9 protein-coding genes are annotated in these 13,170 nt (G+C 64.0%); 2 read left to right on the forward strand and 7 right to left on the reverse strand.

The features are described from left to right. Nucleotides 1-380: 380 nt before the first annotated feature. The 6 genes from I4X03_RS08615 to I4X03_RS08640 are packed head-to-tail and all read right to left on the reverse strand — an operon-like array spanning nucleotide 381 to nucleotide 7,762. Complete coding sequence (locus I4X03_RS08615) at nucleotides 381-1,631, reverse strand: lipopolysaccharide biosynthesis protein (protein ID WP_223467812.1); 1,251 nt, start codon at nucleotides 1,629-1,631, stop codon at nucleotides 381-383. Continuing rightward, nucleotides 1,628-2,758, reverse strand: coding sequence for a DegT/DnrJ/EryC1/StrS family aminotransferase (locus I4X03_RS08620; RefSeq protein WP_223467813.1), 1,131 nt, complete (start codon nucleotides 2,756-2,758; stop codon nucleotides 1,628-1,630). Before I4X03_RS08620 ends, I4X03_RS08615 begins: the two co-directional genes overlap by 4 nt. Before the next feature lie 21 nt (nucleotides 2,759-2,779). Continuing rightward, nucleotides 2,780-3,379, reverse strand: coding sequence for an acyltransferase (locus I4X03_RS08625; protein ID WP_223467814.1), 600 nt, complete (start codon nucleotides 3,377-3,379; stop codon nucleotides 2,780-2,782). A gap of 1 nt (nucleotide 3,380) precedes the next feature. Next, nucleotides 3,381-4,442, reverse strand: a complete 1,062-nt coding sequence (locus I4X03_RS08630; RefSeq protein WP_223467815.1) for a Gfo/Idh/MocA family protein — start codon at nucleotides 4,440-4,442, stop codon at nucleotides 3,381-3,383. Between the two features lie 29 nt (nucleotides 4,443-4,471). Next, a complete protein-coding gene (locus I4X03_RS08635) occupies nucleotides 4,472-5,800 on the reverse strand; it encodes a nucleotide sugar dehydrogenase (protein ID WP_223467816.1) in 1,329 nt (442 codons plus the stop codon). A gap of 33 nt (nucleotides 5,801-5,833) precedes the next feature. Beyond that, nucleotides 5,834-7,762, reverse strand: a complete 1,929-nt coding sequence (locus tag I4X03_RS08640) for a polysaccharide biosynthesis protein (RefSeq protein WP_223467817.1) — start codon at nucleotides 7,760-7,762, stop codon at nucleotides 5,834-5,836. 421 nt (nucleotides 7,763-8,183) lie between these two features. Here I4X03_RS08640 and I4X03_RS08645 point away from each other — a divergent pair, with 421 nt between their 5' ends. Then, a complete protein-coding gene (locus I4X03_RS08645) occupies nucleotides 8,184-8,825 on the forward strand; it encodes a glycoside hydrolase family 19 protein (protein WP_223467818.1) in 642 nt (213 codons plus the stop codon). Between the two features lie 5 nt (nucleotides 8,826-8,830). On the opposite strand, the gene I4X03_RS08650 is transcribed toward I4X03_RS08645, so the two are convergent. Beyond that, a complete protein-coding gene (locus tag I4X03_RS08650) occupies nucleotides 8,831-9,781 on the reverse strand; it encodes an N-acetylmuramoyl-L-alanine amidase-like domain-containing protein (RefSeq protein ID WP_223467819.1) in 951 nt (316 codons plus the stop codon). Nucleotides 9,782-10,005: 224 nt separating this feature from the next. Between I4X03_RS08650 and I4X03_RS08655 the strand changes: the two genes are divergently transcribed. Further along, complete coding sequence (locus I4X03_RS08655; RefSeq protein WP_223467820.1) at nucleotides 10,006-12,981, forward strand: TonB-dependent receptor; 2,976 nt, start codon at nucleotides 10,006-10,008, stop codon at nucleotides 12,979-12,981. Nucleotides 12,982-13,170: the final 189 nt, after the last annotated feature.

Below are 13,170 nucleotides of genomic sequence, written 5' to 3' on the forward strand. Positions count from 1 at the left end.
GCTGAAATCGATGGACTTGTAAATCAAAAACACATTCAGCAGGAACAGGATGCCGAGGATATGGTGGACTACATGGACCATTTTCGCGCCAAGCATCGCATGGGCGGTAACCACCGCGAAGAAATAGGCCAGGTAGACGCCGAACGCGATGTCGGGCTTGGTCAGGCGGCTTGGCTCGCGGCGGATGCGCATCAGGTACATGTATGCCAGGGGCGGCAGTACCAGCAGCGCTGCTGGCGCGAAAAAGCCGCCAAGGAACGCGCCCATCGCGCCCAGGCCCAGCAGCGTGTGATAAAAGAAGAAGCCCGGGAACAGCAGGAAGAAGGCGGAAATCGCCACCGCTTGTTCGCCTCTTGGCCCGCGCACCGCGGCTGGCTGGCTCATGCTGCCTCCATCCGGTTTTGCGCGCATTGGTAAGACATGTGCAGGTACACCAGGTACAGCACCGAGTAGCCAATCGCGTAATACAGCACGCTCTGGTGCAGCGGCAGCGGCAGCAGGAAGACGCTGACTGTCATGGCGAACAGTGCGACTTGCCACACCAGGTCAACCTTCTGCTTGCCCGCCACAAAGAATACATAGCTGAGGGGACTGGCGATAAAGTTGAGGAAATACAGCGGCGCCAGGAGACGCGCCAGCTCGCCGGCGGCGCGCCACGGTTCGCCGAAGATCCAGGCGAACAGCGAGGGCGAAAACAGGAACAGCGCCGCCGACGGTCCGAGGCCGAGCAGCAGCAGCGCCTTGAAGGTGTAGCGGTAGGCCTGGCGGCAGTTGCCCAGCTTCTGGAAATCGTGCACCGACTGGCGCTTGAAGACTTCCAGCACCGAGGCCGCCAGCAACGCCACCGGGGCGGCCAGCACGCGCTGGGTCAGCGCGAACAAGCCGGCGGCGACCGCGCCATGGCGCATGCCGATCAAAAACAGCGGCAACTGGCCAACCACGACGTTGAGCAGGTTGGACGGCAGCGAGAAGCGCCAGAATTTTTCATGGCGGCGCAGGTAGCGGCGCTGCTCTGCGTCGAGCCGCCAGCCGGTGCCGGCGTCGGGCGGCGAGAGCAGCCAGCGCGCAGCCAGCAAGCCTGCGCACAAGCCGATCAGGTGGCCGGTAATTAATGCCGCGCCGCCGGCGCCCGAGTACAGCAGACCGACTTGTCCCAGCGCGATGGTGCCGGCGCCCCACACCTTGGCGCGCGCTGCCTTGCCGAATTCGTTGTGCGAAGTAGCGTAGTTGAGCGTGGTCTGCATCGTCGCGGTCAGCCATGCGCCCAGGCCAATGGTCAGGATGGCCAGCCACGTCAGCTGGCGCAGGAAAGGCAGGTCGAGCGCCCGCGCGCCCGCTGCCAGCAGGGTGACGGCGATGCCCACCCAGGTGGCCGACCAGGCCACGACGCGGAAGCAGGTGCGCTGCTGGCGCTGCGAATGATCGAGCACCATGGCCGCTTCCAGCCGCAAGGTGGCGCCGATGGCAACCACCGCAGTCATGCCGAACCATACGCTGAACGCACCCAGCTGGGCCGGCGTGCACATGCGTGTAATGAGCGGCGCCATCAGCAGCGGCAGCGCCTGCGCGCCGAGCGCTCCGGACAGCACGGTAATGACGTGCTTCCAGAATGTCGGCAGCACGAATTTCATGGGGACGACGCCAGCCAGTCGCCGCGCGAAGGCAGGGTCTCGCCCACCGCCGCGAGCAGGGTCGCGGCGACAGTGGTTGCGGCGGCGGGGTCGAGGTAGGGGCCCATCGGCAGGCTGATCACCTTGGCAGCCATCGCGAGCGCGACCGGGCAGGCGTCGGCATGCGTGTAGCCGGCGTAGGCGGGCTGCATGTGCATCGGCACCGGGTAGTGCACCGCCGTCGGGATGCCCGCCTCATGCAAGACCGCCTGCACCCGCGCGCGCTCGTCGAGCACCACGGTGTACTGGGCGAACACGCTGGTGCGGTCGCGCGTGCGCCCGACCTTGCCCAGCCGCCCGGAGAACAGCGCATCGTAGCGCGCCGCCACTTTGGCGCGCTGCTGCAGTTCCCAGTCGAAGCGCTCGAGCTTGGCCAGCACCACCGCGCATTGAAGCGTGTCCATGCGGCCGCCCACGCCGACGCGCGTGTGGACGTAGCGGCGCGACTGGCCGTGCACGCGGATCTCGCGCATCGCTGTGGCCAGCTCGTCGTCGCTGGTGAAGATGGCGCCGCCATCGCCATAGCAGCCAAGCGGCTTGCTGGGAAAGAAGCTGGTGCAGCCAATATGCGACAGGTTGCAGCTTTTCTTGCCGCGGTAGGTCGCGCCGAAGCTCTGGGCCGCGTCTTCGATGACGGTGAGCCCGTGGCGGGCGGCAATCGCGTTGATCTCATCCATGTCAGCCGGCTGGCCGTACAAGGACACCGGCATGATCGCGCGGGTGCGCGCGCTGATTTTTTCCTCGATCAGCGCCGGGTCGATATTGCAGGTGGCGGGATCGATGTCGGCGAAGACAGGGCGCGCGCCCAGCAGCACAATGGATTCGGCGGTGGCGATGAACGAGAACGGCGTGGTGATCACCTCGTCGCCTGGGCGGATGCCGAGCGCCATCAGCGCGATCAGCAGCGCTTCGGTGCCGGAGGCAACCGTGATGCAGTGGCGCGCGCCGGTGTAGGCCGCCAACCGCTCCTCCAGTTCGGCCACTTCCGGGCCCATGATGTACTGGCCGTGGTCAAGCACGGCATGGATGCGCGCGTCGATGTCTTCGCGCATGGCCTGGTACTGGGCTTTGAGGTCGATGAATTCCATGGTCGTTTCCGTTTGGTTTGCTCAGGGGGGAATCGGAAAAGTGCGCGCCGCCAAGGTGCAGCGCTCGCCGTCCAGCATGTACATGTCGCCGCTGTGCGGGCAGGCGGCCTCGGCGCGTCCGCTGGCCGGCAGGTCGAGCCGTTCGCCGTGCCGGCTGATCCAGCCGATGCGGCGCGCCGGCACCCCGGCCATCAGCGCGAACGCCGGGACGTCGCGGTTGACCACGGCGCCGGCGGCAATGAACGCGTATTCGCCGATCGTCACCCCGCACACGATGGTGGCGTTGGCGCCGATGGTGGCGCCGCGCCTGACCAGGGTGCGCCGGTATTCGGCCTTGCGGCTGACCGCCGCGCGCGGGTTGTAAACGTTGGTAAATACCATGCTCGGGCCGCAGAACACGTCGTCTTCCAGGGTGACGGCGTCGTACACCGACACGTTGTTCTGGATCTTGACCCGGTCGCCGATGCGTACGTCGTTGGCCACGAACACATTCTGTCCGAGCGAGCAGCCGGCGCCGACCTGCGCGCCGCCGCACACGTGGGAAAAGTGCCAGACGCTGGTGCCGTCGCCAAGCTGCGCGCCGGCATCAACCACGGCGCTCGGGTGGATGGCGAGGCGCATGTCAGTACTCCAGCGGCAGCGCGACGCGGCGGCCGTCGCGCGCCGACATGTAGGCCGCCACCAGCACTTCGAGCGACTTGAGCCCCTCGCGGCCGTCGGTTTCGGGCTCGGCCTCGCCGCGCAATACCTTGATCACATTGTCGTAGTAGAGCGGGTGGCCGAAGCCATACACCGACGTGGTCTCGTAGCTGGCGGCGCGCACCAGTTCATCGTCTTCGTCGGCCTCGGCGAAGCGCCATTCCTGCACTTCGTTGACGGCCACGCCGCCGATCCGCACGGTGCCCTTCTCGCCGAGAATGGTGATCGAGCCTTCCAGGTTGCGCGGCCAGGTCAGCATGGTGACGTTCATCGAACCGAGCGCGCCGTTGCGCCAGCGCAGGCTGATGACGCCGGTGTCCTCGACCTCGATGTTGCGCGCCAGCGTGGCGGTGTAGGCCTGCAGGCTTTCGATCGGGCCGACGATCCAGTCGAGCAGGTCGACGTAGTGGCTGGCCTGGTTCATGAAGGCGCCGCCGTCGAACTCCCAGGTGCCGCGCCACTTGGCGCTGCTGTAGTAGGAATCGGGGCGGGTCCAGAACACGTTCAGGTTGACCATGTAGATGCGCCCGAAGCGCTTTTTCTCGACCGCGCGCTTGAGCAGCTGCAAGGTGGCGTTGCGGCGGTTCTGCTTCACGACGAACATCCGCACCCCGGCCGTGTCGCAGGCGCTGACCATGCGCTTGCCGTCCTCCCAGCGGGTGGCCATCGGCTTTTCGGTGATCACGTGGCGCCCGGCGCGGGCGATCTCGATCGACTGTTCCGGATGCAGGCCCGAGGGCGTGGCGACGATCACGGCGTCGGCATCGCACCTGGCCAGCATCTCGGTCAGGCTCGCGTAGGGCCGCGCGCCGGTCAGCTGGGCGGCCTCGGCGGCGCAGCGCGGGTCGACGTCGGCCACCCCGACCAGTTCGCAGCGCTCGCGGTGCTGGTCGATGGCGGCGAAATGGTTGGCGGCGATGCGGCCGCAGCCAACCAGGGCAAAGCGGATGCGGCGGTCGAGCACCGCTGGCGGAAAGGTGCGCATGGTGTTTCCCTTTACATGGGACGCGAGGGTCAGGCTTTCACGACGTTGGGCAGGCGCTCGCGGTAGACGCCCCGGGTGTCGATGATCAGCTGCGCATGCTGGCGCAGCAGCTCGTAGTCAAAGGCGCTGTGGCTGGTGGCGATCAGGAGCACGTCGAACGATGCAATCGACGCCGGCGTCAGCGCCACGCTGGAGAGGTCGAAACGGTGCTCGCGCATGCGCGGGAAGTGCGGCACATGCGGGTCGGAGTAATCGACCAGCGCGCCTTTCGCGCGCAGCCGCTCCATCAGTTCCACCGATGGCGATTCGCGCATGTCCTCGACATCCTTCTTGTAGGCGATCCCCAGCACCAGGATGCGGCTGTCCTTGATCGAGCGTCCGCGCTCGTTGAGGGCATCGGTCACCTTGCCGATCACCCATTGCGGCATGTCGCGGTTGATTTCGCCGGCCAGCTCGATGAAGCGGGTGTGCACGCCGTACTGGCGCGCCTTCCAGGTCAGGTAGAACGGGTCGATCGGGATGCAGTGGCCGCCCAGGCCCGGACCGGGGTAGTAGGGCGTGAAGCCGAACGGCTTGGTGGCGGCGGCGCGGATCACTTCGTGGATGTCGATGTCCATCTTGTCGGCGATGATCTTCATTTCGTTGACCAGCCCGATGTTGACGGCACGGTGGATGTTCTCGAGCAGCTTGGTCAGCTCGGCGGCGCGGGTCGAGCTGACCGGCACCACCTGGTCGATTGCCGGGCTGTACAGCGCCACGCCCGCCTGCAGGCAGGCGTCGGTGGAGCCGCCGCACACCTTGGGGATGGTGCGGGTGTCGAAGTTGGGGTTGCCGGGGTCTTCGCGCTCGGGCGAAAACACCAGGAACACGTCTTCGCCGATGCTCAGCCCGCGCGATTCGAGGCGCGGGCGCAGTTCTTCTTCGGTGGTGCCGGGGTAGGTGGTGCTCTCCAGCGACACCACCTGGCCGGGCCGCACATACGGCAGCAGCGCTTCGACGGTGCCCAGCACGAACGACAGGTCCGGCTCGCGGTAGACGTTGAGCGGGGTCGGCACGCAGATGATCAGCGCGTCGGCCTCGGCCACCCGGGCGAAGTCGCTGGTCGCTTCGAAGCCGCGCTCGCGGGCGGTGGCGATCTTCTGGTGCCCGATGTGTTCGATGTAGCTGCTGCCCGCATTCAGCCGCGCGACCTTGTCGGCGTCGATATCGATGCCGAGTACCCGGAAGCCGACTGCCGAATAGCGCAGCGACAGCGGCAGCCCGACATAGCCGAGTCCGATCACGCCGATCACCGCGCTGCGGTCCTCGAATTTGCCAACCAGCTGGGCCAGTTGGCCGGGTTTATGAGCGTCGCGCATTTTATTGTTTCTCCGCTGTGTTAATCGATAAGCTTAAATTCGATAAGAAACGATTTTCTTGACCAGGCTGGCCTTTTCAATGGCGACGGCAGGGCCGGTAATCGGCAATACCGGCGGTGTATTCGGCTGCGGCGTATAATCCGATACCATGGCTTTCACCATCGATTCGATCATGCCGCGGTCATTCGTATCGCAAGCCATCATCAGGCAGGTGATATAGGTATCCAATACCCCCGGATGCAGCGCGCTTTCTTTCATGCGCATTATTCGCGGATGCTCGCTTGGAAATACCTTTCCGTCGGTTAATAATTCCTCGTAGAGTTTCTCGCCCGGGAATAAGCCGATAAACTTGATTTCAATATCGCCATCGGGGAAATCGGCGGTTTTTTCGGTGAGGCCGGACATCATGATCATGGTGCGCGCCAGGTCGACAATGCGCACCGGATCGCCCATGTCGAGCACGAACACGTCGCCGCCCTTGGCCATGGCCCCGGCCTGGATGACCAGCTGGGCGGCCTCGGAAATGAGCATGAAATAGCGCGTCACTTCCGGATGGGTCACGGTCAGCGGCCCGCCATGGGCGATCTGGCGCTGGAACAGGGGAATCACCGAGCCCGACGAGCCCAGCACATTGCCAAACCGCACCATGCAGAAGGTGGTGTCGGGGCCGTGGGTGACGGCCGCCGCCTGGAAGATCAGCTCGGCGATGCGCTTGCTGGCGCCCATGATGTTGGTTGGGCGCACCGCCTTGTCGCTGGAAATGAGCACGCAGGTTTCGACCTTGTGGCGCCCGGCGCCGGCGGCCAGCACCTGGGCGCCCAGCACATTGTTGCGCAAGCCTTCGACAATGTTGGCCTCGACCAGCGGCACATGCTTGTAGGCGGCGGCGTGGTAGATCGTGTCGATGCGGTTTTCCTGCAACATGCGCTCGACCAGCGCGGCGTTGCACACCGACCCCAGGTGGGCCACGATCGGCAGGGTGGGAAAGCGCGCCTGCAGTTCCTGCTTGATGGTGTACAGGCCAAACTCGGAGTGGTCGAGCAGGTGCAGGCAGCTGGGCGACAGGGTGACGATCTGGCGGCACAGTTCGCTACCGATGGACCCGCCTGCACCCGTCACCAGCACGGTCTTGCTGCGCACGCAGCGCGCGAACAGGTCGACCCGGGGCGGGACCGGGGCGCGGCCGAGAAGGTCCTCGAACTTGAGTTCGCGTATCGCTTCCATCGGCGTTTTCTCCTCGTCGGCAAGGTCGAGCAGGCGGCTCAGGATCTTTGTGGTGACGCCAGCCTCGGCCATGCGATGCATGATGTTGCGCAGGCGCTCAGGCGAGACTTGGGGGATCGCGATGATGATCGAGCGGATGCACAGCGCATTGACCATCTCGGCCAGGCGGTCGGTATGGAACACGCGCAGCCCGGCGATGGTGCGCTCGTGCAGCACATGCTTGTCGTCGAAGAAGCAGACCGGCCGGTATTCGTTGCTGGTGCGCATGGTCAATGCCAGCTGGGCGCCCGGCTCGCCGGCGCCGTAGATGGCGACGGCGTCGCTGTTGCGCCGTTCGCTGATGTGGTTGCGCAGGAAATTGCGCACCATTAGGCGCGACGTGACGACGTAGGAAAACACGATGAACCAGTAGATTGCCAGCGCGCTGCGCGGGAAGCCTTCGTCGTTGACGGCCAACAAGACCAGGTACACGCACAGCACGGCCAGGCCCAGCGACAAGCCGGTGGCGGCGAGCAGGCGCTGGTCGATGAAGCGGATCACCGCGCGGTACAGGTCCGACAGCGAAAACGCCACGATGGTGACCAGCGCGACGACCAGGTAGGTGGTGGCGCCATAGCGCATGGCCAGCGTGACGTCGCCGACCCGCAGCAGCATCGCGATCAGGAAACAGAACGGCAGCGCAATCAGATCGACACCCACGGCCAGGGCGATCTTGGCCGTGCGATGCATGGAAACCATGTCGGCGCAAAACTGGCTGATAACGCTGGTGGGGGAGGTCGACATGGCGGGCGATCGGCTGGTTCGCGTGAGTGGTCTATTTTTCTGTGATTAATAAATGCTCGAGCGCAAATTAATATTTTAATATCTGCCGCGAAATAAATCCTGATCGGCTATTTCTTGGCGCGCTTAGATGACTTATCGTTGCGTAAGTTTATTATCGGGCTACGTTCAAATAACTGGTTTGATAACCATCAATTGCTGAATCTCATATTATTTCTGGATGCGCCAATCCATTCCACCAATTAATTAAAGTTTAAAATTAAAATAAATACAATATAGAAAAATTGGCCGACCCGTTATCTGGAATACGCTTGATTCAAATGGATGTGATCGCTTTCATGCCGCTTAGGATGAAACGATTCCTGCGTGGAGAAGCATCATGAGAGTCCTGGTCACCCTGGAGCAGATCACCAAGCTCGCGCCCGGCGTGCGCGACGGCTACGCCGAGGCGTTCGCCGACGGCCAGCGGCAGCTCGACGATTTCGGCATTGCCGCGTCACGCTTGCGGGTCGCCCACTTCATTGCACAGCTGATGCATGAGTCGGGCGGCCTGACGAAGGAGTATGAGAACCTGAACTACAGCGCGCGCCGGCTGGTGCAGGTATGGCCGTGGCGTTTCCAGCCGCACGGTCCGCTCGATCCGGATGACTACGCGCACAATGCGCGCAAGCTGGCCAACGAGGTGTACGGCGGGCGCATGGGCAACACCGCGCCGCAGGACGGCTATATATATAGGGGGCGCGGCCTGTTGCAGCTGACCGGGAAGGGGAACTATCTGGCCGCGACCGAGCGCGTGCGGCGCTGCCTGCCAGCCGGACCCGACTTCGCCAAGGAGCCCGACGCCGTGCTGGCGCCGCAATGGTGCCTGGCGGTGGCGGCCGGGGAGTGGGCCAGCCGCGGCTGCAACCAGCTGGCCGACGCCGACGACCTCGAACAGATCACCCGCCGCATCAACGGCGGCACCACCGGTTTCGCCGAGCGCCAGGAATGGCTGCGCCAGGCCAGGCTGGTGTGGGATTGAGCGGCTTAATTGGCCGCGGCGGCACCCGGGCGTGGTTGTGGCAACGCTGGCGGCACCACGATATTGTCATTCAGGCGCAAGAACTTGAACCCGGCCAGCTTCTGGCCGTTCTTGCCTTCGCGTGCGTTGCGCTGTTCGCGTTCGCGCGCGCGGGCGACGAAGGCATCGAACGATTCCTCGCGCACCTGGGGCTCGGATGAGTGCAGGAAACGGCGCTCGCCGTTCGGCCCGGTCACCACCAGCCCGACGTGCGACACCCAGTAAGCGCCGTCGCGGGTCGACACCACATTCACGAAATCGCCATCGTGCATCTGCGCGGCCGCTTCGTTCACCCGCTCGGTCGGCAGGTAGTACTCGCGGCTGTTCTGCACGGGAATGCTGCGTTCGGTCTGGTGGCGCGTCTTGAGGAATTTGGCGCGGTCCACGCTCAGCGCATACGACGGCCCGGACGGTCCGGCCAGCTCGGTGCTGATGTCGGTGAGCAGCCAGTTGTTGTTGATGTTCCAGTCCACTTCGGTGTAGTGGTTGCGCGTCGCCACGCCGATGACGCCGTCCTTGTAGCGGATCCGCTGCAGCATCCAGAAGAACTCTTCCCACGTTTTCGACATCGCCATCGCATACGTGTGTTCCGCAAACACCACACAATCGCTATTTTCCAGGCTAAACATCGGCAGGGAGTCGTGCAGCTCGAATGGATATTCGCCCAGCAAATGCAGCTTGTACGGCTGGCCGATGTTCTTGCGGCCGATCGCGGCGATGCGCTTGCGCAGGTCCGGCTCGGCTTGCTGAGCGTGCGCGATGTAGCGGTGCACTTCCTGCGGCGTCATCTGGAAGACCTGCTTGTCCAGCAGCGTTTCCATAGGGCGCGGCCCCGGCGCAGGCTGGCTGGCAGGGATGGGATGGGTGGCGCAACCGGCCAGGGCGGAGGCGGCGAGGAGCAGGGAAACGATGCGCATTGGACGTGTTCGGTAGGGAAAATAAACACGCTAACCTTGATTGCCGTGCTTTGACAATGAAATTTTTGGCATGGGCCATAACCGGCATTCCGTGCCGGCTATTCCACCCGGTTATAGATCAAATAACATAAGTGATTTTCGGACATGCCACATATCATGAATACTCTCGACGATGGCAAGAAGCATAGCTTGTCACGCATACATATATAACAGGAGAGATCACGATGATGTTCAAGCAGACGCCCGTAGCGGCCGCTGTATCCATGGCCCTTTGGAGCCTTGCCGCCATGCCGGCATTCGCGCAGCAACCGCCGGAGCGCACTGGCGAGCAGATGCAGACGGTGGAAGTCACCGGTATCCGCGCGTCGATGGCCAAGTCGCTGGCGGTCAAGCAGAACGCCACCGCCAACGTCGAGGTGATTACCGCCGAAGACGTGGGCAAGATGCCGGACAAGAACCTTGCCGATTCCCTGCAGCGCCTCGCCGGTGTTGCGGTGCGTACCGACTACGACGAAGCAGAAAAAGTGTCGATGCGCGGCACCAATCCGGACATGTCGCTGATCCTGTTTAACGGCCACACCGTCTCCGGCGGCGACTGGTACGTTTCCGACCAGGGATCGAGCTCGCGTTCGACCAGCCTGTCGCTGATGCCGTCGTCGGTCCTGAACCAGGCCATCGTCTACAAGACCTCGCAAGCGAACATCGTCGATGGCGGCCTGGCCGGCACCATCAACGTCACCACCCGCAAGCCGCTGGCCCAGAAAGAAAAGCTCAGCGGCGTGATCAGCGGCGGCGCCAGCTACGCCGAACTGCCAGGCAAGAGCGCGCCCGACATGTCGGCCACGGTCAACTGGAAAAACGATGCCGGCACCTTCGGCGTCATCGTCCAGGGCTTCGCCGAGAAGCGCTACGTACGCCGCGACTCGGTGTCGCGCTTCGCTTACGGCACCAGCAGCGGCTGGGATGTGATCAACACCACCACCATGAAGGGCATCACCGACGAATCGCTGGCCGGCACCGGCCTGAAGGCGTCCGACCTGAACGGCGTGCGTATGCCAGGCTCGATGAGCTCGGAATTCGTCGAAGGCGTGCGCGACCGCAAAGGCGGCATGTTCGCCCTGCAATTCAAGCCGAACAACGACCTCGACGTCAACATGACGGGCTTCCACTCGTCGATGAACGCCAACAACCACGGGCGCCTGACCTCGGGTGGCATGTACTCTATGCTGCTGGGTAAGAACGACCCGCTGGGCGGCACCTCGGCCACCGCGATCCCAACCAATTCGAACGGCCAGCAAGTTTTCGCGCAGATCCGCAACCCGGTGATCGTGACCGAGAAAACCATCTACGGCCATGAGCTGCGCGTGCTGAAGGCGGCCGACATCGTGTTCCCGGCCGGCACCACCCCGCAATTCGTCGGTAACTCGGAAGGCTTCTATCGCGACGGCGCCAATGCCACCAGCTCCTTCCTCGACCTGGACGGCAAGTACCGCGTCAGCGAAGACCTGACCGTCAAGGCGCTGGTCAGCGTCACCCGCGGCGTCGGCAAGACCGACCGCGACGCCGGCACCACCTTCGCCCGCTACGGCACCGGTTTCTCGTACGCGCTCAATGGCCTGCATGACGCGCCAGATACGCGCTACATCGGCGCCGGCAGCAACGTGCCCGGCCTGAATGCGGACGGCAGCGGCTACCGCATGGTCGGCCGCGCGGCCTCGGGCATCAAGACGGTCGACAAGGAAAAGAGCCTCCAGCTCGACGCCGAGTACCGCCTCGACAAGGGCCTGTTCCAGTCGCTCGAAACCGGTGTGCGCCACGCCGACCACGACCGCACCAGCGGCCGCTTCGGTCCTGCATTCAAGTCCGCGACGCTGGCCATCCAGGGACAGAACGGCGTGATGCCCTATCCGGACGACTTCGGCGATGGCCTGGGCGGCGGCAATTGGGACAACACCGGCTTTACCTATTCGCCAGAAGTGGTCAAGGCCTACTTCGATGCCGAAACCAAAACCACCACGCCGGAATTCGAACGCCGCGTGAACTCCGAAATCGACATGCGCGAGCGCCAGACCTCGGGCTACCTGATGGCCAACCTCGAGTGGGAAAAGCTGTCCGGTAACGTCGGCATGCGCGTCGTGCGCACCCAGGTGAACGCGAACATTTCGACCCCGATCCCGGCCGGCGCTTGCGACCGTACCGAACCAGGCAAGCCGGCGACCACCTGCGCGGCCTACCCAGGCGCGATCACCACCGCCGGCGACGCCACCAGCTTCTACGACGGCGCGACCTTCAATCCGAAGGCCGGCATCATGTACTACAAGGCCAAGACCGACCGTACCTTCGACAACTACCTGCCGAGCATGAACCTGCGCTACGAGCTGGAGAAGGACATGATCGTGCGCTTTGGCGCCAGCAAGACCATCGGCCGCCAGAACTACAACGTGCTGGGCGCCGGTTTCGGCACCCCGGTATGCGACGCCAATGGCTGCCGCGTGACCGGTCCTAACCCGGACCTGCGCCCGCTGACCGCCAAGAACGTCGATGTGTCGTGGGCCTGGTACTTCGCACGCCGTTCGCTGGTGGCGATCAATGCCTTCCACTCGAAGATCGATGGCTACGTCAAGACCGGCGCGACCGGCAGCTCGACCGTCGACCTGCTCGACCCGCGCGACCAGACCGTCAAGACCTTCGCGATCAATTCGTCCTCGCAGCAGGGCGCCAAGATCACCGGCCTGGAAGTGTCGTACGAGCAGCCATTCGGCGAGACCGGCTTCGGTTTCACCTCCAACGTCAGCCGCGCCAAGACCAAGGTCGATGACGGCCGTCCAATGGTTGGCGCATCCGACTGGGCCGGTAACCTCGGCGGCTACTACGAGAACGACGTGATGTCGGCGCGCCTGGTTGCCAACTACCGCGGCGAATACGTCAACAGCAGCACCGCGCCTTCGCCGACGGCCAACAGCCAGGGCCTGTCGATCATCAATGGCGTGGCCATGCCGACCGCCCCGACGATCGCCGCGCCGGTGACCACGCTGGCATTCTCGGCGAACTACAACATCACGCCGCAGTTGACGCTGGCCTTCAGCGCGACCAACCTGACCAACGCCAAGCGCGCGCAATATCGCTACAGCGAAGAAGAGCCGCAAAAGCTGGACGTCAGTGGCCGCGGCTACTACCTGAACCTGCGCTACAAGTTCTGATCGCAGGCGGCAGGGCGTAATGCAAACGGGGAGCGAAAGCTCCCCGTTTTTCATGGCGATGCCAGCTCCATGGTGACGCCGCCTTTTCTGTCGTCAGTCACATTGTTTCCCGAATGTGCGTCACCGTACGGTTGTGTTTTTGCCGCGCGATTAAGATGAACTTGTGTGAGCGAGCGCCCCTGCGGTAGA

The organism is Massilia soli, from assembly GCF_016809835.1.
In the GTDB taxonomy this organism is placed as follows: Bacteria; Pseudomonadota; Gammaproteobacteria; order Burkholderiales; family Burkholderiaceae_D; genus Telluria_A; species Telluria_A soli.